The 26,902-nt window shown below is 47.6% G+C and carries 34 protein-coding genes and 1 pseudogene; 26 read left to right on the top strand and 9 right to left on the bottom strand.

Features of this window, described 5'->3' with window-relative positions; all coding sequences use genetic code 11:
- Positions 1–8: 8 nt before the first annotated feature.
- From KNO70_RS14285 to KNO70_RS14235, 11 genes are all read left to right on the top strand, one after another.
- Complete coding sequence (locus KNO70_RS14285) at positions 9–512, top strand: hypothetical protein (protein WP_214812771.1); 504 nt, start codon at positions 9–11, stop codon at positions 510–512.
- On the top strand, positions 509–994 hold the full coding sequence (locus KNO70_RS14280; RefSeq protein ID WP_214812770.1) for a hypothetical protein: 486 nt from the start codon (positions 509–511) through the stop codon (positions 992–994). Before KNO70_RS14285 ends, KNO70_RS14280 begins: the two co-directional genes overlap by 4 nt.
- Positions 969–1,451, top strand: a complete 483-nt coding sequence (locus KNO70_RS14275; RefSeq protein ID WP_214812769.1) for a hypothetical protein — start codon at positions 969–971, stop codon at positions 1,449–1,451. Before KNO70_RS14280 ends, KNO70_RS14275 begins: the two co-directional genes overlap by 26 nt.
- A 103-nt stretch (positions 1,452–1,554) precedes the next feature.
- A complete protein-coding gene (locus KNO70_RS14270) occupies positions 1,555–2,493 on the top strand; it encodes a DMT family transporter (RefSeq protein WP_214814482.1) in 939 nt (312 codons plus the stop codon).
- Between the two features lie 12 nt (positions 2,494–2,505).
- A complete protein-coding gene (locus KNO70_RS14265) occupies positions 2,506–2,931 on the top strand; it encodes a DMT family transporter (protein WP_214685697.1) in 426 nt (141 codons plus the stop codon).
- A gap of 12 nt (positions 2,932–2,943) precedes the next feature.
- Positions 2,944–3,603, top strand: a complete 660-nt coding sequence (locus tag KNO70_RS14260) for a Crp/Fnr family transcriptional regulator (protein WP_214812767.1) — start codon at positions 2,944–2,946, stop codon at positions 3,601–3,603.
- A gap of 12 nt (positions 3,604–3,615) precedes the next feature.
- Positions 3,616–4,089, top strand: coding sequence for a DMT family transporter (locus KNO70_RS14255; RefSeq protein ID WP_214812766.1), 474 nt, complete (start codon positions 3,616–3,618; stop codon positions 4,087–4,089).
- Between the two features lie 457 nt (positions 4,090–4,546).
- Positions 4,547–5,017: a hypothetical protein gene (locus KNO70_RS14250; RefSeq protein WP_214812765.1), complete on the top strand. Its 471-nt coding sequence runs from the start codon at positions 4,547–4,549 to the stop codon at positions 5,015–5,017.
- A 6-nt stretch (positions 5,018–5,023) separates the two neighbouring features.
- Positions 5,024–5,818 (top strand): SMI1/KNR4 family protein, encoded by a 795-nt coding sequence (locus KNO70_RS14245; RefSeq protein WP_214812764.1) that lies wholly within the window; start codon positions 5,024–5,026, stop codon positions 5,816–5,818.
- A gap of 49 nt (positions 5,819–5,867) precedes the next feature.
- Positions 5,868–6,353, top strand: a complete 486-nt coding sequence (locus tag KNO70_RS14240; protein ID WP_214731894.1) for a hypothetical protein — start codon at positions 5,868–5,870, stop codon at positions 6,351–6,353.
- A complete protein-coding gene (locus KNO70_RS14235; protein ID WP_214812763.1) occupies positions 6,350–6,826 on the top strand; it encodes a hypothetical protein in 477 nt (158 codons plus the stop codon). Before KNO70_RS14240 ends, KNO70_RS14235 begins: the two co-directional genes overlap by 4 nt.
- A gap of 110 nt (positions 6,827–6,936) precedes the next feature.
- Here KNO70_RS14235 and KNO70_RS14230 read toward each other — a convergent pair whose 3' ends face one another.
- The 3 genes from KNO70_RS14230 to KNO70_RS14220 form a co-directional block, all read right to left on the bottom strand.
- Positions 6,937–7,665 carry an AAA family ATPase gene (locus KNO70_RS14230; RefSeq protein WP_214731898.1) on the bottom strand — a complete coding sequence of 243 codons (729 nt, stop codon included), beginning with the start codon at positions 7,663–7,665 and terminating at the stop codon, positions 6,937–6,939.
- A gap of 9 nt (positions 7,666–7,674) precedes the next feature.
- Positions 7,675–8,400, bottom strand: coding sequence for a hypothetical protein (locus tag KNO70_RS14225; protein ID WP_214812762.1), 726 nt, complete (start codon positions 8,398–8,400; stop codon positions 7,675–7,677).
- A 112-nt stretch (positions 8,401–8,512) separates the two neighbouring features.
- The gene (locus tag KNO70_RS14220; RefSeq protein ID WP_214758653.1) at positions 8,513–10,009 is read right to left on the bottom strand and encodes a phytoene desaturase family protein; all 1,497 of its coding nucleotides are present in this window, start codon (positions 10,007–10,009) and stop codon (positions 8,513–8,515) included.
- A gap of 186 nt (positions 10,010–10,195) precedes the next feature.
- On the opposite strand from KNO70_RS14220, the gene KNO70_RS14215 reads away from it, so the two are divergent.
- On the top strand, positions 10,196–10,579 hold the full coding sequence (locus KNO70_RS14215; protein ID WP_078146213.1) for a hypothetical protein: 384 nt from the start codon (positions 10,196–10,198) through the stop codon (positions 10,577–10,579).
- Between the two features lie 31 nt (positions 10,580–10,610).
- On the opposite strand, the gene KNO70_RS14210 is transcribed toward KNO70_RS14215, so the two are convergent.
- The gene (locus KNO70_RS14210) at positions 10,611–11,219 is read right to left on the bottom strand and encodes a TetR/AcrR family transcriptional regulator (RefSeq protein ID WP_214812761.1); all 609 of its coding nucleotides are present in this window, start codon (positions 11,217–11,219) and stop codon (positions 10,611–10,613) included.
- Between the two features lie 171 nt (positions 11,220–11,390).
- On the opposite strand from KNO70_RS14210, the gene KNO70_RS14205 reads away from it, so the two are divergent.
- Both KNO70_RS14205 and KNO70_RS14200 read left to right on the top strand, forming a co-directional pair.
- Positions 11,391–12,119, top strand: coding sequence for an ABC transporter ATP-binding protein (locus KNO70_RS14205; protein WP_214812760.1), 729 nt, complete (start codon positions 11,391–11,393; stop codon positions 12,117–12,119).
- Positions 12,112–13,125 carry an ABC transporter permease gene (locus tag KNO70_RS14200; RefSeq protein ID WP_214812759.1) on the top strand — a complete coding sequence of 338 codons (1,014 nt, stop codon included), beginning with the start codon at positions 12,112–12,114 and terminating at the stop codon, positions 13,123–13,125. The genes KNO70_RS14205 and KNO70_RS14200 overlap by 8 nt, the downstream gene beginning before the upstream one ends.
- Before the next feature lie 198 nt (positions 13,126–13,323).
- On the opposite strand, the gene KNO70_RS14195 is transcribed toward KNO70_RS14200, so the two are convergent.
- Both KNO70_RS14195 and KNO70_RS14190 read right to left on the bottom strand, forming a co-directional pair.
- Positions 13,324–13,947 (bottom strand): glucosaminidase domain-containing protein, encoded by a 624-nt coding sequence (locus tag KNO70_RS14195; protein ID WP_251030136.1) that lies wholly within the window; start codon positions 13,945–13,947, stop codon positions 13,324–13,326.
- A gap of 143 nt (positions 13,948–14,090) precedes the next feature.
- On the bottom strand, positions 14,091–15,587 hold the full coding sequence (locus KNO70_RS14190) for a DHA2 family efflux MFS transporter permease subunit (RefSeq protein ID WP_214812757.1): 1,497 nt from the start codon (positions 15,585–15,587) through the stop codon (positions 14,091–14,093).
- Positions 15,588–15,751: 164 nt separating this feature from the next.
- Here KNO70_RS14190 and KNO70_RS14185 point away from each other — a divergent pair, with 164 nt between their 5' ends.
- The 4 genes and pseudogenes from KNO70_RS14185 (at position 15,752) to KNO70_RS14170 (ending at position 19,185) form a co-directional block, all read left to right on the top strand.
- Positions 15,752–16,624: a TetR/AcrR family transcriptional regulator gene (locus KNO70_RS14185; protein ID WP_214812756.1), complete on the top strand. Its 873-nt coding sequence runs from the start codon at positions 15,752–15,754 to the stop codon at positions 16,622–16,624.
- Positions 16,625–16,770: 146 nt separating this feature from the next.
- Complete coding sequence (locus tag KNO70_RS14180; protein ID WP_078146219.1) at positions 16,771–17,784, top strand: LacI family DNA-binding transcriptional regulator; 1,014 nt, start codon at positions 16,771–16,773, stop codon at positions 17,782–17,784.
- Between the two features lie 186 nt (positions 17,785–17,970).
- Positions 17,971–18,854: pseudogene (locus tag KNO70_RS14175) on the top strand (family 1 glycosylhydrolase); the annotation flags it as partial.
- Between the two features lie 85 nt (positions 18,855–18,939).
- The gene (locus KNO70_RS14170) at positions 18,940–19,185 is read left to right on the top strand and encodes a hypothetical protein (RefSeq protein ID WP_078146220.1); all 246 of its coding nucleotides are present in this window, start codon (positions 18,940–18,942) and stop codon (positions 19,183–19,185) included.
- Between the two features lie 480 nt (positions 19,186–19,665).
- Here the strand turns inward: KNO70_RS14170 and KNO70_RS14165 are convergent, their stop codons facing one another.
- Both KNO70_RS14165 and KNO70_RS14160 read right to left on the bottom strand, forming a co-directional pair.
- Positions 19,666–20,244 (bottom strand): hypothetical protein, encoded by a 579-nt coding sequence (locus KNO70_RS14165; protein ID WP_078146221.1) that lies wholly within the window; start codon positions 20,242–20,244, stop codon positions 19,666–19,668.
- The gene (locus KNO70_RS14160; RefSeq protein ID WP_078146222.1) at positions 20,241–20,567 is read right to left on the bottom strand and encodes a hypothetical protein; all 327 of its coding nucleotides are present in this window, start codon (positions 20,565–20,567) and stop codon (positions 20,241–20,243) included. The genes KNO70_RS14165 and KNO70_RS14160 overlap by 4 nt, the downstream gene beginning before the upstream one ends.
- Positions 20,568–20,780: 213 nt before the next feature.
- On the opposite strand from KNO70_RS14160, the gene KNO70_RS14155 reads away from it, so the two are divergent.
- From KNO70_RS14155 to KNO70_RS14125, 7 genes are read left to right on the top strand one after another with little or no spacing between them, the layout of a single operon-like run.
- Positions 20,781–21,215, top strand: coding sequence for a hypothetical protein (locus KNO70_RS14155; RefSeq protein WP_078146223.1), 435 nt, complete (start codon positions 20,781–20,783; stop codon positions 21,213–21,215).
- On the top strand, positions 21,212–21,640 hold the full coding sequence (locus tag KNO70_RS14150; RefSeq protein ID WP_074032520.1) for a hypothetical protein: 429 nt from the start codon (positions 21,212–21,214) through the stop codon (positions 21,638–21,640). The genes KNO70_RS14155 and KNO70_RS14150 overlap by 4 nt, the downstream gene beginning before the upstream one ends.
- Positions 21,641–22,090, top strand: coding sequence for a hypothetical protein (locus KNO70_RS14145; RefSeq protein ID WP_078146224.1), 450 nt, complete (start codon positions 21,641–21,643; stop codon positions 22,088–22,090).
- Complete coding sequence (locus KNO70_RS14140; RefSeq protein ID WP_078146225.1) at positions 22,074–22,544, top strand: hypothetical protein; 471 nt, start codon at positions 22,074–22,076, stop codon at positions 22,542–22,544. Before KNO70_RS14145 ends, KNO70_RS14140 begins: the two co-directional genes overlap by 17 nt.
- Positions 22,523–23,041 carry a hypothetical protein gene (locus KNO70_RS14135; RefSeq protein ID WP_078146226.1) on the top strand — a complete coding sequence of 173 codons (519 nt, stop codon included), beginning with the start codon at positions 22,523–22,525 and terminating at the stop codon, positions 23,039–23,041. Before KNO70_RS14140 ends, KNO70_RS14135 begins: the two co-directional genes overlap by 22 nt.
- Positions 23,028–23,498, top strand: coding sequence for a hypothetical protein (locus KNO70_RS14130; RefSeq protein WP_078146227.1), 471 nt, complete (start codon positions 23,028–23,030; stop codon positions 23,496–23,498). Before KNO70_RS14135 ends, KNO70_RS14130 begins: the two co-directional genes overlap by 14 nt.
- A gap of 26 nt (positions 23,499–23,524) precedes the next feature.
- A complete protein-coding gene (locus KNO70_RS14125; RefSeq protein WP_078146228.1) occupies positions 23,525–24,268 on the top strand; it encodes an endonuclease/exonuclease/phosphatase family protein in 744 nt (247 codons plus the stop codon).
- 31 nt (positions 24,269–24,299) lie between these two features.
- On the opposite strand, the gene KNO70_RS14120 is transcribed toward KNO70_RS14125, so the two are convergent.
- Positions 24,300–24,635, bottom strand: coding sequence for a hypothetical protein (locus KNO70_RS14120; protein ID WP_078146229.1), 336 nt, complete (start codon positions 24,633–24,635; stop codon positions 24,300–24,302).
- A 412-nt stretch (positions 24,636–25,047) separates the two neighbouring features.
- Here KNO70_RS14120 and glmS point away from each other — a divergent pair, with 412 nt between their 5' ends.
- Positions 25,048–26,844, top strand: a complete 1,797-nt coding sequence (gene glmS, locus KNO70_RS14115) for a glutamine--fructose-6-phosphate transaminase (isomerizing) (RefSeq protein WP_214685744.1) — start codon at positions 25,048–25,050, stop codon at positions 26,842–26,844.
- Positions 26,845–26,902: the final 58 nt, after the last annotated feature.

Genomic DNA, 26,902 nt, shown 5'->3' with positions numbered 1-26,902 from the left:
GTGATACCGTGGACAAAGCAGAGCGATTTGAAAGAATTGAACAGTTTGAGAAACGATATACTCGTCTCAACATCATCGTGAGCGTAGTCATGCTAGGAGTATCCATCTATTTTCTTTCGACATGGAGTCCGTATAGCATTCTTTTACCCGGTGTCGCACTTCTCTATACGACATGGCTTGAATGGAACAAGATGAAACTGCAGCAATCCTTCAACGAATCGACACGCTATCATCGATTGTTGCGGATTGATTTTACTGTCATGTTGATGAATTTGATCTGGTTCATGATTTTGATTGGGTTGCATTTCAACGGAATCGATATCTTACCGTGGATGAGTTGGACGCTACTGATCGGCGGACCGTGTCTCATATTGATTCCACTTTGGATTGATCGAAAACAGTCCGCGCTTGATGAGCACCACGTCACATCAGGCGAGTGGACCCGGGCAAACCGGGAACGTTTAAAACATACGTTAGATGATATTTCAAGGAAAGGTCGTAAGCAGTCATGACAAAGAAAGAACGGATTCAAGTAATCGGAGGATATCGGCAGTCACGAGAAACCCTCCACCTTTGGCTCACGGGAGCCCTTATTTTTTGTAACAGCTTTGTGCTCGGTTTTGACACGTGGTGGATATGGGGAATCGGTTCGGTCCTCACGGCTGTCCTACTCATAGGACTGGCGATCAAAGAAGGACGTGTCTTACAGATTTTCACGGCAGGTCGAGGCATCTTGCTGACAAAACGTTTGTATCGCCTCTATTCTTACTGGATTGGAGCGGTCACAGCAGCGGTTCTCTTAAGTCGTCTGCAAATTGCACCCGCCGCATGGATTATCTTCGGTCTAAGCATCGTCATGTTAGCATGGACGCACTATCAGACCGTGCAACAATTGCGACAAGTCGACCCGGAGCAACCGACACGAGATGAGGTGACAAAGCATTACCGCTCGTATGAAAGGAGTACATATGCTGACGAAAGAAAAGCGAATTGAACAATTGCTGGAGCAGGATGACAGTCATTGGCGTTGGGGGTGGGGCGTCGTCATCGCGACGGTCGTGATGACGCTCGTGATTGCCACACAGTCCAAACTCTACGCTCCACTCCTCGTCTTCATCAGTTTTTTCCCGTATCTCTGTTTCGAGTGGCGGAAGACAAAACTGCTCCTGACCTTTAACGAGGATGCGCGGTACCAACGTCTGGTGTATACAGACTTTGGCATCCAGTGGCTCTGCTTCGTGTTGACTATCTGCTTATTGGCTGCCTATTATGCTGACTCGTTGTCTCCCATCATTGCCATTGCCGGGCTGTTCGGAATCGGTGTGATGTCGATTCTGGCACCGTATGTCATCAATCGACACTTACACTCGCTCGATGCGCATCATGTACGAGGGAAAGAATTGCGTGAAGCGCGCGATCAACGCTTCCGTGAGTCCGAAACGAACACCTGAGAAGGGTTCGTTTTTTGTTTGAGGACATCGGTCCTTTTCTTCTTTTGTATAGAGGCGTAAGCTGACAATGTACACAGAACCAGTAGAATCGAGGAAGACATTCATGTTAGCTATTTTGATTGGATTGACGATTGGGATTTTATTGCCGATGCAGACGAGTGTCAACTCACGTTTGCGTCAGGTGGTCGGCTCCCCGTTCGTTGCATCTTTTTTATCGTTTACTGTCGGGACGATCTTTTTGTCCTTATTGCTCTTATTGACCGGACAGTCATTCGGATTTGACGGCTCGGTGATTCAGGAAGGTCCGGGTTGGATGTGGATTGGCGGACTGTTAGGGGTCTTGTTCTTAACGGGAAATATTTTGCTGTTCCCAAGACTCGGGAGTGTCCAGACGGTCATCATGCCGATTTTTGGACAGATTTTGATGGGGTTGTTGATTGACCATTTCGGTTGGTTCAATTCTGTCGAACACCCAATTACGGTGCTTCGTTTGTTCGGAGTCGTGCTCGTCTTGTTCGGAGTCATCGGAACGGTCGCTTTATCCGACTGGCTCAACCGCCGAAGAGGCAAACTGGTCGTCTCCATGGAAACGGACACGGGGAATCTGAACCTTTGGCGACTGTTTGGGATTTTCACAGGGATGATGAGTGCCACGCAAACGGCCATTAACGGCTATTTGGGAACAGTGCTCGAATCGGCTCTGAAAGGGGCATTGGTCTCTTTCGTTGTCGGAACGTTGGCGCTCTTACTCATTTTACTCGTCTCACGCCAACCCGTTCCGCTCGGTCAACTGAAAGGTCAACCGTGGTGGATTTGGCTCGGTGGAATCATTGGGGCGCTCTTCATCGGAGGAAACGTCCTCATCGTACCGATTGTCGGGACAGGAATCGCTGTCATCATCGTCATCGTCGGACTGTTATGCGGTAGCTTACTGATTGACCGTTTCGGTTGGTTCGGAGCGAAGAAGAATCCGGTCACTGGTGTGCAACTCGTGAGTCTGGTTGTCATGGTCATTGGGATTGTATTGATTCGTTTATCTTAAGGGGGGAGAACGATGCGAGGAGTATTATTTGCAATCAGCGGAGGCTTCTTTCTAACGTTACAAAGTGTTGCGAATGCTCGAATCAGTTCACAGATTGGGACGTGGCAAGCGGCGACGTTGACACAATTCACTGGATTCGTCGTCGCACTTCTCGTCATGCTGGTGCTTCGGGACCGCACGTATGTCGAGATGCGGCACGTGAAGCCGCTCTATTTATCTGGCGGAGCATTTGCGGCGATTATCTTATTTAGTAATATGACGGCCGTCCATAAACTCGGGGTCACGATGACAATCTCGTTGTTTCTCATTGCGCAACTGGCGCTCGCGCTCGTCATCGATTGGCGAGGATGGTTCGGAATGTTGCGACGGAAGTTGAACGGGGCTCAGTTGATTGGTGTGTTCATGATGATTGCGGGGGTCATCTTATTAAAATGGTAGGGGGAAACGTGCATGGTTGACGCGTATGTGAAGCAATTTGAATTGACTGTCTTACCAGAAGAAGCGCAGAACGAATTGCAGCTCGTTCGATACGAGCCAGGAGACGTCATCTGTACGCAAGGTGATGAAGCAGGGCATCTCCGCTTCTTAGTGAAGGGGAAGATTCGTGTCTCCCATACTTCTGCTACCGGCAAGCGCCTCGTCCTCTCCTTCAAATATCCGCTCGATTTGATCGGGGACATCGAATATATTCAACGGACCCCGTTTTTGAATACGGTCGAGGCGGTCACAGAAGTCGAGATGCTTGTCATTCGCTTCGAGGATTTGGTTCGACATTCCTACCATGATGTTGCGTGGTTACACTATTTATTAGAAGAGATCACAAGAAAATTTGAACGAAAATCTCAATCACTCAGCTTCAACTTGTTTTACCCTGTCGAAGTGCGCTTGGCGAGTTATCTGTTATCGATGACGCCGAATGACCAAACACTCGGCTCGACTGTCGACCAATTGACGGATATCGCTGATTTGATTGGGACGAGTTATCGTCATGTGAATCGGACGCTCCGGCGTTTCGTTGAGGCAGGATTGATTGAACGAAATCGGCGGGTAATCACGCTCGTCGATCGGGAAGGCTTGTTAGAGATTGTCGGGGAGAGCATTTATGAATAGGAGGGGAGACATATGGCGATTGGCATGATGCTTGCTGTCATCGGCGGGATGCTCGTCTGTGTGCAAAACACGTTTAACGCCAACGTCAAGAAGCGTGTCGGGGCATGGGCGACGACGACACTCGTTCTCTGTCTTGGATTTTTAGCATCGCTACTCATTGGGTTGTTTCAAGAAGGTGGTGGCTTGTTCCAAGTAGAGGAGATGGAGACATGGTACTGGTTCAGCGGAATCCTCGGCGTCGGGGTCGTCATGAGTGTGACGCAAGGGGTTGAGCGCCTCGGGCCGAGTTACGCGATCTCAATCGTTATGGTGTCTCAAATCTTATTCGCGCTCCTCTGGGATACGTTAGGGTGGTTCGGATTGACGGCCGTCCCGTTCACATGGAAAACGGTCGTCGGGATTATGTTAATCGTTGGTGGGGTGCTCGTATTTCAATTGAGTGGAAAGGTAAAACCAACTCGCGCGTCGATGAATCGAGCGAGTTAAATGTTAAAAAGAAGTTCCACGTTTTGAACAAGTTTGTCCATGCTGCTGTCGATTCAGTTGAGTATGACAGATCGGGTCCATCACCGTTGACTTCTATTCCGTTGATTGACCAGATGTAACCAAAACTTTTGACTCATTAGGAAAAAAAGGATAAAAAGAACAATTTGACCGAATCTTTTTTTGAAAAGATATGTATAATTTAGAAGAACAGGATAGAAGGGGGTAATGATATGCAACAAGTGATGGACATGGGATGGACAATTCTAAACTTAGGGTTGTTGACGATGATTGGAATCTTTTTATTCCGACTCTTTCGCCGGCATTCAAATTAATCAGCATCTGACAATCGTCAGATGCTTTTTCCTTTTTAATGGGAAAACCTCGAAAGTTTGCTTATAGATTGTTAAGATATAGATATCGATAAATTGGATGATTTTTACTTTTGGAGGTGTGTAAGGTGTTACGTGAAGAACGAATGGAATACTTGTACGACAAAGCATGGACTAAAAAAGGTCCGCTACTAGTGATCATCATCGGTGTAGTGACAGCGCTTTGGCTATTGTTCAATGATTCCAGAATGAGCCTATCCCTGTTCATCTTTTGTGCGGCGATGCTCATGCCGCTTCTGGTGGCAACATGGCATAAAATCCAGTTGTTTTTACGGTTCAATGACTCATCCACGTACCAGCGCTTCATCTATTTAAAAGGTATGATTCAGTTTATCCTCTTGATTGGTGTCATATCGACGATGGCGCTCTATGCACTGAAGTACATATCGCTTGATACGTTAAGCCTTGGCTGTGCGATGCTGATTGCGGGTTGCCTCATTCTCGAGTCATGGGTCGACTGGAAGATTTTAAAGATTGATGACGAGCATGTGGTCGAGAGTTTGTTGGGACTAGTGAATCGAAAACAAAAAGGGGTGTAGCGTTGAGTGATTGTCTGGAGAGATGAAATTGACCATACGAATACATTGCCGGATCTGACAGAAGAAATTGTGAGAGAAGTTGAATCACAACTTGGCGTGAAATTACCGGAAAGTTATATTCAATTGCTTCGAACTCAAAATGGAGGATTCATCGAGCAACGTGAATTATCCGTGATCCTAAACGGGCTAGACGATTCGATTGTGATTGATTCCATTATGGGCATGAGTCTACAGGAAGGACTAGTTGAATCAAAAAACCTTTTGAAAGAGTGGGGCGTTGAGGATGAACGTCTGATTGCCTTCACGGGCGATGGTCACTATTTCCTCATGTTCGATTATCGCGATGGGGTGACTCCTAAGATTGCTTTGCTAGATACGACGGCTGAAAAAATCGATGTGCTATTCGATTCGTTTGATCAATTCAATGAAGCGCTAAACGTTATCGAGACCGATTCATTCGTGGGAATAAATGAAGGGGAGACGCTGTTAGATTATGCACAGAATCTACTTTACAGTGAGGTGACGAGTGAAAAAACATTTGGTGCGAACATTTGGTTAAATTCACTAGACGTTCTCGATGTTAAAGAGTTGGTCGTGGAGCTTCTCACATGGATGGATGACGATACATTGCGCGAGACCGCAATTTCTACGATTCAAAGTACCATCATTTCACGTCGTTTGCGCCAGAAAGAGTTGATTGAGGCATTTTTCAGTTCGTTATTGAAACGTGATGATGCATACAGTAAGCAGTGCTATGAAGAGACGACATACATCTTAGAGAATGGGATTGAGCCGGATTGAAACCTAGGATTCGTATATATTATTAACGAAAAAATATGAGGGGGATTCGATGGTAGACCATGAAGTCAGACTAGAACAGATGTTGAAGGATGATGAGAAACGAAAGAGACAAATGGTGATTCCTTTAATTGGCGTCATGTTGCTCTTCTTTTTATATTTTTGGAAGACAGACATCCTCTTATTGTTACCAATGATTATCGTTGGACAAGTTCCGCTCCTGTATCACGCTTGGCATCGCAAAAAGTTACTTCTTTCATTTAATGAGAACACACGTTACCAACAACTCGTGCGGTCCGAGTTTGCATCTAAATTTGCTCAGCCGCTCCTGCTTCTCATCCTGATTGCTTGTATAGAGCTTGAATGGATTACATTACTTACGTTCATCATCGCAGCTTTTATCGGAATCCTAAGCTTGTTGATTTTAAGCGTTCGCTTCGACCGCAAGCTAAAAGAAATCGACCCGTTACACGTGACGGGTGTCGAACTCGGTCATGTCCAGCTGCAACGGAAAAAACGAAAAAGTGAAGCGCGATGAATAAACAAGAACGTCTCCCCAAAATGGTCGAACAGGATCTCGACGCCCGAGGGATCAGCACACTATTTGGCATCATCGGTCTGTTTCTCTTTCTCATTGTTTCGGTCATAAAAGGTGTCACAGTGACGACGGTTGCCTTCTCGTTCCTCGTGACCCAACTGCCGTTGCTCTATCAAGCGTGGCGACGGATGAAGTTGTTACGTACATTTAACGAAGACGAGGGATACAAACGTCTCGTCCGTCGAGAATTTCAAATCATCGTCGCCATGTTTGGGTCACTTGGTGTATTCACCTTCCTCACGTGGTTCGTATTGGATTCGATGCAAGAGCTACTCGGTGTCGCATTGATTGGCATCATCCCGCTCCTCATCTTGTACGTGTCGATGGACCGTAAACTACGTGAAGCGGACCCAGAGCACGTGACCAATCGAGAGTTACGACAAGCACATCGTAAACAGAAACTCAGCCCCTGACAGAGCGTCAGAGGCTGAGTTTTATTATGAGAACATGGAAATGAGAAAGCCACAGACGACCATGCCGATTGTATAGAATGTGAACCGGTGTCGTTCCCAAAACGAGTCATTCATCGTGTCACCGCCACATCATCAAGTGGTGTGTCGACCATCCGAACGAACGCTTCGTCCGGGTCGGTCGTTCCAGACTCGTCGAGCCAGTCTTGGAAGTCTCCTTCATATAAAACGCGTCCACCATGCAGGAAAATGACGTGGGCATCAAGTTGAGCCAAGTCATGTAACTGATGTGTGGAGATGAGACACGTCTTGCCCTCGTCAACGAGGCGTTGTAGGCGGCGCATGATTTGAATGCGGGACGCCGGGTCGACCCCACTCGTCGGCTCATCAAATAAATAGAGAGAACGTTTGATCGAAGATAAGAGCGTCACGAAGAGCCATTTCTTCTCCCCGACCGACATCTTCCCGAGCTTCATCGTCCATAAATGTTCGAACAGTTCTTGTTCGCGAGACGTCGAAAGGTTGTTCACATAAGACTCGAGTTTCTTGAAGTCTGGACGCTGCGACAGACGTCCGATGAAGTAGGCGAAGTCTTTGCCCGTCAATTCATGATGGTTGTACATGAGTTGCGTCAAATAGAGCATATCCATCGTCGGAACGAGGTCGAGTGACGCTTTGTCGACGGGAAGGGTACCCGTCATACAATCAAACAGGGTCGTCTTTCCGGCACCGTTCTGTCCAATCAAGACGTTCAATTTGTTTGGTTGTAGCGTGAACGAGACGTCATCGAGAACAGGACGTGTCGCTTTCGAATAGCGATAAGTGAGCTGGTGTACGTGCATAAGAACCTCCTAGCGTGTGATGTGTGAGACGAGACTGAAGCGTTTCAACGCAATCGCTCCGATGATGAAGTAACCAAGTACGGAAAGGAATGTCGCCCATACTCCGAACGAGAGATCGACTTGAGTCGTCAGGTGCAGCAACCCGAGCGCGAATTCATGGAGTGCATAGAACGGGTTGAGGAAGCTGAACCATTGATCAGGTGACTTGATTGCCAGTAAAAAGAGTGGGAACATCAGTATGTTCGCGAACGTCCCGAGACTCGATACTTTCACTGGAAGTGTCGTGATGGCGACACTGGCAACCGCGAACGGGATACTGCCAATCAATACGAGTAGAGACGTTGCAATCAACTTGAACGAAAAGAACCCGTGTACGAGCGTGACGACCGTTGTGAATAAAGTTAAGCTGATGGAGGCGAATAAGAGTTGCGCCAAGATGACGGCGATGACATATGTCAGTTTGTTGCCTGAGATCATCACGTACGTTTTCATCAGTCCGTATTCACGCATACGAGCGAGTTCGATGCCGACACCGTTCACATATGTAGCAAGAATAATATACACCCAGAAATAAGAGAGTCCTGGGTAGTATTCCGCTGTCGTTGCTTGACGAATATCTGAAGATGACTGCGTCAAGGCGATAACGAGTGGGATTACGAATGTCCAAATGAATGGAACTTTATCCGTGACGACAACTTTGGCATACATAAAGAAATAACTTGTGATTTGATGCATCCTGTTCCTCCGCTTGTCTATTTGATTGTTTGTATCGTTGCACAATATACGGAAGGTTATTGGAAAAAGTTTCAAAAAAATAATCCCTCATTGAACATGAGGGATAAAAGAATCACTTCACTTTGTCACGTTTCGCAATCTTGTCGCTCACTTGCTGACCGCTCAACGTCACCATCGGCATGCCACCGCCCGGATTGACGGTTCCCCCGACAAAGTAGAGGTTATGATAGAGTTCGCTCTGCTTCTTATGCTTGAAGCCACCGTTCCGATTCTTGTCGGCGACCGTTCCATAAATGGCACCTCGGTCCGATCCGTACGTCCGCTCGATATCATGAGGCGTCCATACGTCACGCGTCACCGTATGTTCACGCAAACCATCGAGACCCATTCGTTCCAATTTGTCGAGTACACGTTCTTCAAAAGCGGCGTACTCTTCTTCCGTGAACGGCACATTCTGAATATACGGAATGTGTGGCAAGATTTTGATGTTCTCATGTCCTGGTGGCGCTTGGGTCGGGTCGGTCTTGTTGACGTTGACGAGGTAAATCGTCGGATCGTCCGGAAGTTCATGTTTCTCAAAAATTTTATCCATCTGTTCATGCAAATTTTCGGAGAAGAAGAAGTTATGGTGCGCGAGTTGAGGATAGGCTTTCTTCACCCCGAGATGGAGGACGAATCCGGAGCTCGCCGGTTCATATTTATCGACGAGTTTGTCGACGTACTGTTTGTCGGCGTCGACCATCTTCTGATAGAACGGGATGACTTCCATGTTCGAGACGAAATAATCAGCGGAACGGAGACGTCCGTCTTCGAGCTCGATGGCGGTCACTTTCTCATTCACCGTATGTGCACGAACCACGCCTTCTCCGGTATGTAGCTTCACACCGATCTCTTCGGCGAGCTTCGTCAAGCCTTCCGCGAGCTTATGGGTGCCGCCTTCGACATACCAACAGCCTTGGGCATATTGCATGTAAATCATCATATTGAGGACGGCCGGTGCGTTATACGGAGACGACCCGACATATTTGACGTAATACGACAGCATATCACGAAGATGTGGATTGCTGATGCGCTTCTTGATGGCGCTATACATCGTCGACGTCAAATCGAATCCGAATAGGGTCGGGAAGATGCCCGTTTTCATGACGGCTTCTAATGGGGATTCAAACCCTTCGGCCAAGTATCCCTTCTCGGTCGTCTTATAGATGCGCGCTGCGTAATTCAACAGTTCACGATATTCTTGCATGTCTTTTCGAGAGAGGGAAGGGTTTGCCCGCTGCATCTGTTCGAGGTCATGGTAAAGGTCGAGGACGGTATCGTCCGGGAAGAACGAGCGCCATTCGAGCTCAAGTCGTTTGATGGATACATAGTCTTCCATCCGTTTCCCGCTTCCACGGAACAGTTTGTCGAAGATGTGAGGCATCGTTAAAATCGAGGGTCCGAGGTCGAAGCCGAATCCGTCTTGTTCGAGACGATTCACTTTCCCGCCGATGTGATCGTTCTTTTCGTAGAGTGAGACGTCGTAACCTTTTTGAGCGAGTGAGATGGCCGCTGACAAGCCGCCGAGCCCTCCGCCGATGACGATGACCGACTTTTCCACTGATGGCATATATTCGCCGCCTTTCCGAAGTGTTATTTTCAAAAAACAGAATGAGTGCTACCTCTTCTATTCCCGTTTCCAAATGAAACGAACATGCTTTTACGGATTTGCCACATCCACAAAGATGTCATCCCTGAACCGACAAAAGTTATGTATAGTAAGGGAACAGAGACTGAACGAAAGTAGGAATCTAAGATGATCGTAAAAACAATCACACTTCACTTTGCGAACGGGGATGAAATCACGATCCCGTTTGATGAGATTGAATCGTGTCGAATGCATGATATTCAAGACGGGATGCGTGTTGCGGCGGATGGACAATTGATCAAAGAAAAAGTGATGCATGGACTCGACCTCGTATTGAAGGATTCGGCGAATCAATTGGAATGGACTGGCGAGGGTGGACCGTTTGACCGCATCCTAGGTATGTCGGATTTACAACATCTCGCCTTCGAGTTTGAAGGGATGCGAGAAAAGTCATACCGCATCGCATGGCATGATTTAGAGGCGGTGCAAAATGCTTACCAGACGACAACTGAAGAAAATGGGAACTTACACGTGCACGTTCGAGTTTCGTAAAAATAGCCTCTCGCAATATATGCGGGAGGCTTTATTCGTTTGACTTCACACCGCCGGCAACAAGTGGTCCTTCATAAGTGATCGTATAGATAATCCGGGCGATGTCTTCCGCTGTCTCTTCCGAAGACGGATTGTTCAACCACTCGTAGATGACGCCCATGTGCGCTGAAGACAGATAGGCGACGAGATATGGAGGTGGGACCATCATCTTATCCGGATTAAACAAGGTTACAGGCGAGCGCTGAAACAAGGCAGCTTGCATAAACTTTCGAAGTTTTGCCTGGAACGTCGGGTCTCCGTTCGGTCCGAGGAGTGGCTTCATGATGATTTGGTTGTCTTCGATGAAGCGAATGAACGGAATGAGGTAATGGTACGAGTTGTCGGTCCGTTCGTCTCCGAAGATGTGCGGCAACTGATGAATCAATTTCTGTTCGGCTTCCTCAAAAATTTCATCGACACATTTCTCCATCAACTCGAACTTATCCACATAGTGGCTATAAAAGGTGCCCCGATTGATACCTGCCCGTTCGGTCAACTGTTTGACGGTGACGGCTTCAAATCCCCGTTCTTCTATAAGGCTGAAGAAGGCATCTTTGATCAATTTCTTCGTCCGGATGACGCGTAAATCGGTTTGTTCCATATTATTTCTCCTTTTCCTCAACACATTCAGACCATCTGTCGGAAAACCGACACGATGCCCGATATTGACGATTGTTGCTACCGTGAACGGGGTCTATACTGAACTTATAAACCAACACGGTGTCGATTATCTTGAGTATACACGATGAGGCGCCGAAAAGGAGTGACAGAAATGAACATTCAACTGCAACGCGTCGACAAGTCATTCGGTGACCAACTCGCCATCGACAACATCGACTTCACCATCCCATCCGGAGAGATTTGCTGCTTACTCGGACCGTCTGGATCGGGGAAGACAACGCTCATCCGACTCATGATTGGCGCCCTCGCACCGGACAAAGGAAGTGTCCACATCGGCGAAACGAAGATGCCAAACATGGACATGCTCCAACAAATCGGATTTATGCCGCAGAACGATGGCTTGTACGAAGACTTGTCGGCCGAGGCGAACCTCGCCTTCTTCGGGTCGATTTATAAGTTAGGGAAAAAGGCGCTCCAAGAACGCATCACCGAAGTGCTCAACCTTGTCGATTTAACGAACGACCGGAATAAGCTCGTCCGCAATTTTTCAGGCGGGATGAAGAAACGCCTGTCCTTGGCTATCGCCATTTTGCATAAGCCGGACGTGTTGTTTCTTGATGAACCGACAGTCGGAATCGATCCGATCTTACGCCGTCAAATTTGGGGTCAGTTTCAAGTGATTCGGAGGGAAGGGACGACCATCATCGTCTCGACGCACGTCATGGATGAAGTGCTCGAATGTGATCGAGCCGCGCTCGTCTATAATGGACGGTTGATCGCCTATGACCATGTGCAAGATTTGCTCGACCAGACCGAGAACGGTCGCGTCGAAGAACTGTTCTTGATTGCTGGGAAAGAGGAGGTGGGTGACCATGCGTAACTTAGCAAAGCGTGTCATCTTTCAGACGTTGAATGATAAACGAAGCGTCGCCTTGATTTTGATTGCGCCACTTCTCATTTTGACACTCGTCTACTTCTTACTCGGGGACTCGGATTATGTGCCGACTGTCGTCCTGGACGACAATGCACCCGAACAGCTCGTCAATGCGTTTGAAGACGAGACGCTCGAAGTGGAACAGGCATCGTTCGATGATCCAAAAGTATATATCGAAGACAATGAACATGTCGATGCCGTGTTTGAAATGAATCAAGAAGGAACGACCATCACGTTACGCGAACCTTCGACGAAGTCGTCGAAGGCGGTTGGTGAGATTCAAGATGCGTTGACGACGCTCAATCCTGCAGCCGAGATCGATACGTCATTCGTCTACGGGGAAGAAGGACAGTCGACGTTCGATTCGTTCGGGTTTGTCTTCCTATCCCTCTTCTCGTTCTTCTTCGTGTTCATCCTATCGGCGATGGCACTCGTCAAAGAACGGAGTGGCGGTACGCTCGAACGACTGTTGATGACTCCGATCAAGCGAGGGCAAGTCATTTTAGGATATACACTCGGGTACGGGACGTTTGCGGTCGTCCAGTCGATTTTCATCGTGCTCTATTCGATTTATGTACTCGGTCTGTCTTCGCTCGGGAATATGGCGTGGGTCATGTTGACGATGCTACTCATGGCGGGTACGGCGGTGCTCTTTGGGGCGACCATCTCGGTGTTTGCCCGATCGGAACTACAAGTCGTACAGATGATTCCGTTCACTATCATCCCGCAAGTGTTCTTCTCGGGACTCATCCCGCTCGACTTGATTCCATATGGTCTCGGGAACTTGAGTTACGTCATGCCAATCTTCTACGGAGCGACAGCGATCAAGGAAGTCATGATTTACGGTAGTGGCTTCTCAGGCATCTGGATGTATTTACTCGGTTTGATTCTCTATGCAGGTGTCTTGTACCTCTTGAATATGCAGGCGCTCGTGAAGTATCGGGGGCATTGAGTTATATAAAAGTTAGCGAAGGATGTGGTACTTATAGAGCGCCATGGCTTTTTGTTCATCCATAAAAAAAGCACTCGGACGATTGTCCGAAATGCTCATTAGCGTTTGAGTAACAACATCACGCCGGTCACGAATAATGCGATTCCGCTCGCGAGTCTAACTTGTTTGCACGTCACGTTCTTTCACCCCTACATTTCCTCATCGTTTTGCTTTAGCGACACGTTTTGGTGTTTTCGACATTTCTTGATAAATCGAAAGAATCTCGGTCCCGTAATTTCCTTTCGGCTGCATGGCCCATTTTTGGTGAAGAGATGGCCACGTTTTCGCAGAGCCTCGCTTGACGAGATGGAAGCGTGGGTCGACTTGTTTCGTGTTCAGTGCATCGTTTGAAGCGTATGCTTTTAGATGCTGAATTTGAGCAGTCACCCCTTGTTGTGGGGAACGGAAAAAGTGACCTTTTACACCATTTCCAGTCGTCCCGATTCCAGAGTAGTTATGCTGCTTCGGAAGGACATCGCCACCGTAACGGAAATAACCGGTCTCTTTCAATGCTTGTGCGAATGCGACATCCCCACGAACACCTTCCTTAGCACCGATGATGACGAAGAGTTTCGCCAAATCTTCGACAGACGTTTTCGCGAGTCGGACATCACGAGGATTCTTCTTTTTTACGTAATCCGCCATTTGTTGCGGAGTCAAAGCCGATACTCCCATAATAGCACGATTCTGCTTCTTCGAGGCCGCCTCAACGATTGATGCGGTCGAGAGAAGAGAAGATGTGATCAGCAGAAATGCGATCATCAAGCTAAACACTTTTTTCATCATATGTACCCTCCTAAACGAATCCTATCCATTGAGAAATAATACCATATTAGGATTAAATTTTAATTTCAGATTTATTTATGAAGGGAATGAGAAATTAAAAAAGCCGCTCTGAATCAATTCATTCAGAACGGCTTTTCCTATTAATTCGCTTGTTTCAACTCTTCAACAGTTGCTGCATTGTCATCGAACTTCCGTACATCCACGCGTTTCACGAAAAATGCTAAAACGAGTGCCAAGAGGTTCATCCCAAGTGCAACGTAAAATGAATATTGAATCCCAGATAAGAGGGCTTGCTGAGTGATGGCACCCATCGAGCTCTCAGTGAGTGTCGCAGGATCGACTCCTGTCATCAATGATTCAGCTTCCGTACGTGTTACCGAGTTCATGATGGTCACGAGTACTGCCGTACCGATTGCACCGGATACTTGTTGGGCCGTGTTGTTGATGGCCGTTCCGTGTGGATTGAGGCGAGTCGGCAATTGGTTCAGTCCATTAGTCATGATGGGCATCATGACCATTGACATCCCAAACATACGCAACGTGTACGTCAAGACGATGTACGTATACGTCGAGTCAAGTTGGACGTTTGCGAGCATGTACGTCGATACCGCGGTGATTGTCAATCCGGTAAGTGCCAATAATTTTGGCCCGAATCGGTCAAACAGTTTACCCGTGATCGGCGACATGATTCCCATGATGATCGCACCAGGAAGAAGCATGAGCCCTGAATCGAGTGGGGAGATACCACGTACGCTTTGGACGTAAGCCGGTGTCAAAATCATACCAGAGAACATCGCGACCGCGTTTACCATCGCAATGACTGACGCGAGTGCGAACATCGGATGTTTGTAAGCACGCAAGTCGAGCAATGGTTTTTCCATATGGAGCTGACGATAAATGAATGCGATCAACGAGATGGCACCAACGATCATCGTCGCCAAGACGATTGGGTTATCCCAGCCGTCCGAGCTTGCTGAACTGACACCGTACAAAATACCACCAAATCCGAGCGTCGATAAGACGAGTGACAAGTAATCGAGTGACTGGTCTTTGTTTTGGACCATGACGTTTTCTGCTTTCCAAACAGCGAGCGCGAGACCGATGATGGCGAGCGGTAAAATCATTTCGAATAAGACGCGCCAATCATAGTACTCGACGATATAACCTGAGAGTGTCGGTCCAATCGCAGGAGCTGAAATCATGACAAGTCCGAAAATCCCCATCGCCATCCCCCGTTTTTCACGTGGGAAGCTGACGAGCATGACGTTCATGAGGAGTGGTCCCATTGTCGAGGCGCCGACGGCCTGAATCATCCGACCAGTCAACAACCAGCCGAAGTTCGGCGAGAAGGCCGCGATCGCCGTACCGATGGCGAAGATACTCATCGAGGTGATGAACAAGCTTCGGTTAGAAAAACGAGTGATCAAATAGGCGGATGCCGGGACGAGTACACCTGTCACGAGCATAAAGCCTGTCGCGAGCCATTGAACGGTCGAGTAGTCTGCAATCTCGAGGTCGACCATGATCGATGGGAGCGCAACGTTGAGTAATGAGTTGTTTAAAAATGCGATAAACGCACCCGCAAAGAGGACCGCCAGCATAACGTAAGGCGGTTTCTTTTGGAATTCTGGTTTCATATGGATGGCTCCTTTATTTTCTAAATAGTTATGTGTTGGTAAGTGTCGATGAAATGATTTTATACCCGTTGTATAAATAAAGCAACCATTTTGTACTATTAGTCTAAAATGGTTTTCGGTGCTATAGTAAAGGTACAAACCAGACAGAACGGAGCCATGTAAGAATGAAAGAGAAAAAAAGAAAAGTCGCCGATATTGCCATGTCTCTCTTCATCGAAAATGGAGTGCAACACACATCGGTGCAAGAGATTATCGACCGTGCCAATATCTCCAAAGGGACGTTTTATAACTACTTCTCATCGAAGACGGATTGTGTCGCCAGTATCCTCGAGAACTTACGATATGATGCAGGGCAACGCCGGATTGAGATGCAGATGGGGCGCGATAAACGAGATCGTGACGTCTTCATCGAGCAAATCTCGATATTGATTCAATTGAACGAAGAACGGAATTTGCATGCGTTATTTGAATCGATCATGTCGTCAAACGAGAATGAATTGAAGAAACTTGTTCTTCAACATCGCATTTATGAGATTGAATGGATTGCGATGCGTTTAACGGAAATTATCGGAGAGGCTGTCAGACCGTATTCGATGGAATTAACGGTGCTCTTCAACGGAATGTTGCAACATATCTTGTTCACGAACCGGATCACGAATGCCGCTTACTCTCCTCAAAAAATCGTAAGGAGTTTATATGCGTACGTAGAACTGATTGCTGCACGAATGATAGAGACAGGGGAGCACGTCTTGAACCCGGTTACGGTCGAGCAAATGCGGGGGACGACAGATAAACACCTAGTCACAATCGAAGAATTGATCGAGATGGCTGCTCGTATCGAAGAGCATGTCGAGATGACGGAAGAACAGCGTGATTTGTTCGATGCGATTTCGTTCGAGCTCAAACAAGAGCGTCTTCGAAAAATCGTGTTAGAGCAATTGTTGAAGCCGTTCCAGCGTCTATTTAAAGGCGTGACGGGCGAAACAGAGGTGCAAAAGTTTACGAATCTTGTGTGGTTGTATACGCGGACACATTAAGGACAAAAATTTCCCGATACAGTAATATAGAAGAAACAAGGAATGGAAGAAAGAATCAAAAAGTTTCCTCGAAAAAGAATTGATTCCTACAAATCCATACGCTACAATCAAATTACCGAAAGCGCTTTCGGGAAGAGGGGAATGACATGGGTACGATTTATGATTTAGCCAAAAAAACAGGATTCTCGATCACGACAGTGTCCAAAGCGTTGAACAATTACAAAGACGTGAGTGACAAGACGAGAGCGAAAATTCTTCAAGCCGCTGCTGAGATGGACTACTTGCCGAACGCACATGCCCAGTCGTTATCGACGAAAAAATCATGGGCGATTGGGGTCATGTTCTCAGAAGCGAATGAAGTCGGGATGAAACACCCGTTCTTCAACGGGATCATCGAAAGTTTTCGTCACGCGACAGAGGAGCAAGGCTACGATTTGATTTTCGCCTCGCGAAATCTACGCAATCGTGACATGAGTTACCTCGAACATTTTAAACACCGTGCGGTCGACGGCATCGTCGTCATCTGCTCGGACCGAATGGATGAGCAAGTTCAAGAGCTCATGCGAAGCGACATCCCAATCGTCGTCGTCGATATGGACAGCGCTAACTGTAGCGTCGTCTATTCCGATAACATCGAAGGGGCGCGTCTCGCCGTGAATTATCTCTATGAACTCGGTCACCGAAAAATTGCCCACATCGCTGGGGATGAAACGATTGACGCCGGAGCGGCGCGAATCAAAGGATATGAACTTGCGATGCAAGAGCTGGACCTTCCGATTCGACCGGGCTACCTCGTCAACGCCGGTTTCTTCTCGGTTGAGGAAGGCAAGCAAGCGATGGAACGATTGCTTGAACTAGACGATCAACCGACTGCAGTCTTTGTGGCCGGGGATCAAATGGCAATCGGTGTAATCGAAGCCATTCACGAACACGGTCTTCATGTCCCGAATGACATCTCTGTCATCGGATATGATGACATTGAAATGATACAATACATCACGCCGAAACTGACCACGATTCGCCAAGATACGGATGAAATCGGGGAAGCGGCAGCAGAACTTTTACTCGAACAAATGACCGCGAAAGAGCGACTCACCGAACGTCGCATCATTCCGGTACGCTTAGTCGAACGGGCATCCTGTGCACCGGTCAAACAGTGATTTATAGCCAATGATATTTCGAAGTCGCTCTCTTTTCTTCAGTGGATGGAGAGGGGAGCGCGATTTCGAAAGTCATTTTTTAGAGAAAATCGAAACCGCTTTCGATAATTATCCACTCTTTTTGCAAACGCTCTCTACTATTACTTATAAAAAAGGATGGGAACAACACATGCGTAAACTTGTTAGCTTACTTACCATGAGCCTTGGTGTGCTGGCTTCCTCGGCTATACCATGTCGGTGTTCACGCACCGGGTCGTTGTGACATGAACGAAGCGGTACGCGCCGTGCACCGCATCTTGTTGTCGCACGGAAAAGCGGTCGAATTGTTGAAGCGAGAGATGACATCCACGACCCCGATCGGCATCACGCTCAACTTGTCACCGATCTACGCGAAGACGGATTCGGCGAATGACCGCCTTGCGATGAACAATGCCGACGGATATTCGAATCGTTGGTTCCTCGATCCGGTCTTTAAAGGCCAGTATCCGGTCGACATGATGAACTTGTTCTCTAAATATGTGCATAACTTCGATTTCATCCAATCGGGTGATATGGAGACAATCTCGACAGCTTGCAATTTCTTCGGCATTAACTTCTACAGCCGTGGCATTGTCAAGTTCAATGCAGCAAATGATTTCTTGAAGGCAGACGCTTACTCGGATTACGAGAAGACGGGCATGGGCAGGGATATCGCCCCGAACGAATTCAAAGACCTGATCCGTCGTTTACGCGCCGAGTATACTGACCTTCCCATCTACATCACAGAGAATGGCGCCGCATTTGACGACGTGCTGGAAAATGGCGAAGTCCATGACGATAATCGGATCGACTACGTCCGCCAGCACCTCGAAGCCGTTTCTGACTTGAACGATGAAGGCATGAACATTCAAGGCTACTACCTCTGGTCGCTCATGGATAACTTCGAATGGAGCTTCGGATACGAGAAACGCTTCGGAATCCTCTATATCGACTTTGAGACACAAGAGCGTATCTGGAAAGATAGCGCGAAGTGGTGTGCTGGTGTCATCGCCGACCATAAAGCCAAACACGCGGATAGCGTCGAGGCGTAACATGCATCCATCCCTGCCGCTACGGGGATGGATTTTTTGTGTGCATTTTATCTGTTACGGGAACTGTAAGAGGGGAGGGATATTCATGAAACGAGAATTTTCGACATACGAAGTAACAGGCTATGACGACCAAGGGAAGATCAAGTTCATTCATTTGAGAGAAGGGGAGTTCGTGTTGCCTATTGAGATCAAAGGGGACGATTTACGCAAAATCAAGAAGATGATGGAGCTTAATCCAGGAGTGACCGTGATTGTCCATGCGGCGATTGATCAGAGACGGATGCGGTTGTTAGAGGTCGACGGATACTCACTCCGAAAAGAAGAGACTTGACACTCCCACGATTAAAACCGTGGGATTCTGAAGTGCTTGTGCGAGCGCAGTCCATTTCTGTTTTGCTCAAGCCTTCAGATGAGGGTGTGCCATCACCCCTCCTGAGACAGACCGTATAGGTTCTCAGGCTGGTGGACTGTTACCATCCACCACAGGTCGTTGCAGGTGCGTCCACCTGATGTTTTAGCGTCTTTTGCATGACGACAGGCATCGTTTTACCGGTCATATGTTTTCATGACCGAACCGTATACGATTTTCAAGGGGCGATGGACGCAGGCGTTTTAGAGACTTGTTCTTGTCTATGGGATAAGTATACCCGAACGTCGGATGTAAAAATATCCGAACTCACTCTCATCCCATGCCTAAAGGCGGGCTATGAACGATATGGGCTTTCCCGTTCGTAAAATCTGTAAAACGCCAGCACCTCATACAGGGCTGGCGTTTGTTTATATTGGTCACCACTAAGCACCGAGGTACATCTCACGATTCGCTGGTGGCGACTTGATTAGATTGACTGATCCGTCTGACCCGTTTCAAAACATCCCGCTTCGGTAAGTCCGGGTAATCCCTCTGTATGCGTTCGACGCAGAAGACGATTGTTTCCGTGCGTAACAAGTGAACAATCTGTTGATCAATCGAATCGAGCTCGAGTGGCGTCTTTTCTTTCAAATCCTCCCGGTTTATCCAAAACGATGTACCGAATACGTGCACGAATACAATCGCCATGACAGTGAGCGTCGATAAATCGATAGACGGAAAGAGAGTCAGTACGACGTATAGACTGATTCCGCTCACGATTCCATGAAGAATGCTGTCGAGTAGACGCGGTATGTTCGTATGAACAAACGAACGTAATGCTCCCGTTAACGCATCAACGAAAAAACTGAGGATTGTCGACAACAGATAGAAACAACCGAGCATAGCGAGTGTTGATAAGACCGGGAACGATGTGTCTTCAAGTAAATAGATGAGAATCCAATCGACGGCAAGTAGTGGTAGTGGGGTGAGGGCGAGCGCTAGAATGGACGCGCCCCATCCGAGGCCTGTCACAACCTTCATGAGATGTGAGCCCGATACCGTCCGAGCGCGATGAATGCAGCAATCAGACAGACCATATGTAGCACGACCCCGATGAGCATGGCGTACGGGATGATGGACTGGAAGCCAAGACCGAATGCGAGGGTGGCACTCGATAAGATGATGAAGCTCGCTGTATAATTTCGGACGATTGTTTTCTGCTTCTTCATATGTACCACCGAGTATCCCGCAATGAGTAAAAAGACGGGAGACAACATGATGGGGTAAACCGATTGAAGCAACAATCCGATTAATCCCGATAGACCTGCGATAAAGGCGAATATAGAAGGGTAAAATGCTTTCAAATTTCCAACTCCTTAACTCTTTTTCCTAAATATAACAGCCCTTTTCATTGCTGAGAAGGGCTGTCGTTTTTGTTTCAGGCATATCTCTTTCATTCGTCAATTGTTGAAAAAAGTCGAACGATTCATTGCGAGAATATTCGGAAAATGTGAAACAATATAAAAAGAGATTGCGTATAAGAAAGGTGGGTCCTGTAAAGAAAGGGTGTTTGTTAAGTGAACAATCAAAATCGATTTGTACAAGAGGATACATGGTGGAAGTCATCACTTCGAATAAAATATACCTCGTTTGCGTTCATACTCATGGCTCTTGCCGTGTCATACTTTGAAGGTAATGTATGGTTGACAGTTCCACTCATTGTTGTCGGAATCGCGATGATTGGGATAGATGTTAGCAAGTATCAGAAACATCGTACGCATGAAAGCGAAAAAATTAAAGTCAAGTCTCTAAAATGGGAGCTCATATATGATTTAGTGGATTCAGCAATCCTCATTGTGATCACGGTGGCGCTTCTCATTATGCAAGTTGACACATTGACAATTTTTGTTGTTCTCACCTTGTGGATGGTGTTCGGTCAGACTTTCCAAAGACAGTTTGGAGAACGCATGCCTTTGATGGATCAATCCGAGAAACAACGGTTGAAGAGATGAATGAACGCATAACGCAAGAAAAAGCATGGAAGCGTTTATTCGACCAATGGATCTTCGGCATATTTGGAACATTAGTGGTACTCATGTTTCCTATCAGTTTATGGACGGATGACCTTACATGGGGTGTGCTGTATATCGCCTGCACACTCATTCCGCTGAACATGTTATATGTGAAGCGTTATCAGATGCGTCTGGGGTTTCAACCAGAGTTGAAAGGGTTATATCGTCGTCAGCTTGCTCGGGACGGGATCAACAGTGTTGCCTTTTTTCTCGCATTGAATCATCAATTATTGTTCACATCAAACGTGGCGTATGTATGTGTCACGGTTTTCATCGTAGGCGCGATGTTATGGACATGGAACGTGGAGGCGCAGACAAAACGACAAGATGTAGAGTGTATCAACTTTAACAAGGAGGCGATATAAGTGGAGCAAGACGTAAAGTGGATGCGACGAATGCGACGGTATGCCGTACCCATCTTGATTCTTTATGTCACGGCCGTCATTGTCGCTCTCTTATTAGATAAAATGTGGCTCATTCCCATCATGGGTTCGGTCTCCTTAATCATCGTCGTGATGGGTTTTCAAGAGATGCGTATCATGTGGCGAATGACAAAACATCCGAAGGCGCATCGAATGCTTATATTCCAATACGTATTCGAATGGGTGGATGCGATTTTGTTGACGGCGCTCATGGTGACACTTCTGACAGCGGAAGATTTTGGTCTCGTGATAGGTCTCTTTTTTGGGATATGGGGAGTACTCAGTCCGATTCGGCAGAAGTGGTTCACGAAGCAACTTAAACAAATCGATCCGGAATTACCGACGTATGAGGAAGTGATTGAAGGGAGTGTCGCACATGAATCGTCAAGTTGAACTTACAGTCGCGCATGCTAAACAATTTGATCGATTCTTTGGCTGGCCGGTACTCGTCATATTCCTCATTTCGTTCATCACCATGTTACGGATACAGGCGACGTGGGTCATCCCGGTCATGTTGGTCGTATCCATTGGCATGGCTTATAAAGGATATATGGAATATCGAGTCATTCGCCCTTTTGCCGAACATCAAAACGTCGTTCGGGTGTTGCGATATCGACTCGTTGACTGTTGGATTAGTGCTGTTTCGTTATTTGTGCTCTTCATCCCGATGTATGTGAACGAAGATGCCTTCATCCTGACCGGTGGGATCGTCGCCCTTTGGGGGTTGACGAAATCGTATCGAGAGAAGAAGTGGGAAGAGCGAATCCATACGCATCAGTCAGGATTACCAACGTATGAAGCGATACTAGAAAGCGAGGGAGCCATATGGAACCATCACCAAAAGTAAAAGCGCAAATCGACACGATTCTAAAAGTAGACCGCTTGACTAAATGGGGTGTCGGCATCATCGGAATCGGACTCGTCGTCAGTTTTTTGATTTATGCCTCGTATTGGACACTCTCAGATGGTGTCGTCACGGGAACATTATATGCGGTGCTCGCCGCAATCTTAACAGGTATTTTTATCCAATATCGGATGTGGTTGCGCTTTGTGACGAATCAGACGGCACGTAACCTCTTATCGTTCAAGATGATGGCACATACGCTCGCTTTGACGGGTGTCGGGATTTACGGACTCTTTTACTTCACGAGTGAAACGACAGGTCCACAATCGTTCCGTATGTTCCTCCTTTCGCAACTGACGTTTTTCGGGATTGAATACTTGGCGAAGCGGTTCGACCGCGTCATTCAGTCTTACGATGAAAACTATTTGACGGATCAAGATTTAAAAGAAATTCGTGAGGTCCGTGAATACGAGAAGGAGCAACGTCGTGAACAAGCGTGATCAGATGAGAGAGCTTGTCAGAGTGGAAACTGAAAAGAATGGAGTCTTCACTTTTCTGTCGTGGATGATCTGTATTGTGCTGTTTGTTGCGACTGAAAAAGGATGGGTGTCAGCAGGAACTGTTCTTTTGATTGGTCAATTTGCGGGTCTATTTGCGATTAAAAAATCTTGGAAGAAAGAAACGATTCAATTGAAGTATTTAACGAATCGAGACGCCAAACGTCACATACACTTGATGTCGATTTTTAATTTTTTGACGTTCCCGATTTTGCTCATCCTCATGTTCGGATGGGTAACGAAACAAATTGAGACACCTTACTTTATTGGGTTGATGGTCACTGGAGGTGTCATATCCGTCATCGGTCATAAATGGTACGAGCGATATATGGTTCGTCTTGATGAGAACTACGTCACGGAACGTGAATTAAGAGAAGAACAAAAATGGGGGGGCGCGTGACTCACTCGAGAAAGTAGGAAGATGAAGTGAGGATTGCGACATATAATATTTGGAATCATGACACGTCATGGCAAAAACGAATCGATGCGATTTGCCAAGAAGTGAAACGAATCGACGCGGATTTGATTGCACTGCAAGAAGTCCGTTCTTATGAAAAAGGCAGTGTAGCTCATGATATTGCGGAAGCAACGGGTTATCCGTTTTGCGTCTTTCATCCTTACCCCGACTCACCGGACGAAGGACTCGCTTTTTTGAGTAATATTCCTTTGTCTTCAGTTGAAGCGATTTGGGCAGAGGATGTGGAAGAGTCAAACTATTGTGCGACTCGAGTGACGCTTACGTTCGGCGGTCAGGAATGGGGCATCACGAATGTGCATCTGAACTGGCACTCTTCTTCGATTCGAGAATGCCAGATGAAAGTGGTACGAGACTGGTTAAGCAAGGGGCGCCAAAAGGCGATTGAAGTGTTGTGTGGAGATTTCAATGATCATCCTCGATCGAATATCTATGATGATGTATCAGATGCAGGGTGGCTGGACGTGACGACGTTTGTTGGCGAAGAGGCACGCCCGACGTTAGACGTAAAGCACAATCCGTACCTACAATCTTCTCATCTCGAGCAGCCTGAACGATATGATTGGATTCTGGTACGTTCGGAATGTAGTGAACTCGAGGTTCAGCATATCGATATATTCGGCGACATGCGGACGAGTAGGGATGTTGTACCGAGTGATCATTACGGTGTGATGGTTGACTTCACCCTGAATTAAAAAGGAGGATGTGCGATTGCGCATCCTCTTTTTATTTGAATAATCGAGCGATGAACCCCACACATGCCGCAAAGGGAAGAAGGAGAAGAAGTCCGAGCCATTGATTGCGCCAAACGACAAACCAGAAAGCGGCTTGCAGACATAGGATGCCGACTGCGGCAAAAATCACGAAAAAGAATGCTTTCTTACGGGTGGAGCGGTCACCCCACCATTCCTTGAAATAAGGGAAACTGCAGAGAAAAGCCATAGCCATAAAGAAAATCGCAGGAAACAACATGACATCCCCTAACGTGCTATTGCCTTCAAATTCGAGCCACCTGGATAAGACGGATAACAGAATGCCGATCAATAGGAAGATTCCACCCATGTGTTTCCCCTCGTTTCTTTACTCGTTACTTGTATCATGCCCGTTCTCTCCCTACTCGAAAACCTGATGGATTGATGGCTTTTTAGTGAAAGTGGTGACTTTTACATGAACGGTAAAAAAGTATTTAGCGACTACTTTAACAATTTCTCTATCCAACACGCCTTGTACTCGATAGCATGAAAGCGTATCTGGAGAAACGGCTAGATATGAAGTGGAAGCGCCAGAACTCTGCGGAGTTGACGAGGACGAAGGTGATCGAGATTTCGGCGGATGCCTTCCAGTCGCGTGTCACGACTGAGAGAGTCTTGATAAAACGTTCGGGTGACCGGGCGGACAAAACGAGACTTGATGACATCACTCAAAAAAGCCCGTTTCCTTTTTCGAGAAATCGAAGAATAGAGGAGATTTGTTTATGTGTGGAATCGTAGGAATGATTGGACAAGTTGGAACGAAAGAGATTTTATTGAAAGGGCTTGAAAAGCTCGAGTATCGTGGCTATGATTCAGCAGGAATTGCCTTAGTCGGTGAAAACGTTCGTACGTTCAAAGAAGTGGGACGGATTCAAGCACTCCGTGACATTGTACCGGCTGATGCTGAAGGAACAATCGGAATCGGCCACACACGTTGGGCGACACACGGGGTACCGAGCGTGCCGAACGCCCACCCGCATCAGAGCACGACAGGACGTTTCACGCTCGTGCACAACGGCGTGATCGAGAACGACGAACAATTGAAAGCCACGCTCGACGTCCCGTTCCTTTCGGAGACGGACACGGAAGTCATCGTCCAGCTCATGGAGAAACACTTCGTCGAGCTCGGCGACGTCGAGGCGGCGTTCCGCAAGACGCTCTCGGACCTCCACGGTTCGTATGCGATCGCGATGATCGACTCAGAGGACAAAGAGCGCCTCTATATCGGGAAGAACAAGTCACCGCTCCTCGTCGGAATCGGTGACGGCACGTTCAACGTCGTCGCATCAGACGCGATGGCGATGCTCCAGGTGACAGATCAGTACCTCGAGCTCCACGATGGTGAGATCGTCATCCTCACACGTGAGTCGGCGACGATCAAGACGCTCGACGGCGAAGTACTCGAGCGTGCACCATACACGGCCGAGATTGATGCGTCAGACATCGAGAAGGGCACGTACGCGCACTACATGTTGAAAGAGATGGACGAGCAGCCGGCCGTCATCCGCAACATCATCCAGCATTACCAGAACGAGAACGGTGAGATCGAACTCACGGAAGGCGTGCGTGAGCTCGTGTCAGAAGCGGACCGGATCTATATCGTCGCATGTGGGACGAGCTATAACGCGGGACTCGTCGGAAAAGACATTTTAGAACGCATCGCCGGCATTCCGACAGAAGTGCACGTTTCTTCTGAATTTGGCTATAATATGCCGCTCTTAAGTGAACGTCCGTTGTTCGTCTTCTTATCACAATCCGGTGAGACGGCGGACAGCCGTGCCGTGCTCGTCGAAGTGAAGAAACGCGGATACAAAGCGCTCACCATGACGAATGTACCGGGATCGACGCTCTCACGCGAAGCGAATGAGACGATGCTCCTCCATGCAGGACCAGAGATCGCGGTCGCCTCGACGAAAGCGTACACGGCGCAAATCGCCGTTCTCGCGATTCTCGCATATGACATCGCCCGTGCGACAGGGAAAGAATTGCCGTTTGATCTCATGCCGGAGCTCGCCCGTGTCGCGACCATCATGGACTCCATCATGGCGCAAAAAGAGTTATTCGAAGACCTTGCGGAACGTTATTTGAAGACGACACCGAACACGTTCTTTATCGGTCGTGGACTTGACGCTTCTGTCTGTCTCGAAGGAGCGCTCAAAGTAAAAGAGATTTCGTATATCCAAGCGGAAGGGTACCCAGGTGGGGAACTGAAGCACGGATCAATCGCCTTGATCGAAGGCGGGACACCGGTCATCGCGCTCATCTCACAACCGAAGACGAACTTGAATATTCGTGGAAATGTTAAAGAGGTCGTCGCCCGTGGCGCGAACGCCTGTATCATTTCGATGCAAGGCGTGGAACATGAGAATGATGACTTCATCTTGCCGCACGTCGAGCCACTCTTGGCACCGCTCATTAACGTCTTACCGGTTCAGTTGATGGCATATTATGCGGCGCTCGCCCGCGGCTGTGACGTCGACAAGCCACGGAACTTGGCGAAATCGGTGACGGTCGAATAAACTGAACATAGTGTAAGGCACCTTTCTTCAGGAGAGGTGCTTTTTACTACTTGCCGAT

Source organism: Exiguobacterium sp. s181 (genome assembly GCF_018617125.1).
GTDB classification, from domain to species: domain Bacteria; phylum Bacillota; class Bacilli; order Exiguobacteriales; family Exiguobacteriaceae; genus Exiguobacterium; species Exiguobacterium profundum.
This window is presented reverse-complemented; position numbering and strand designations above follow the sequence as displayed.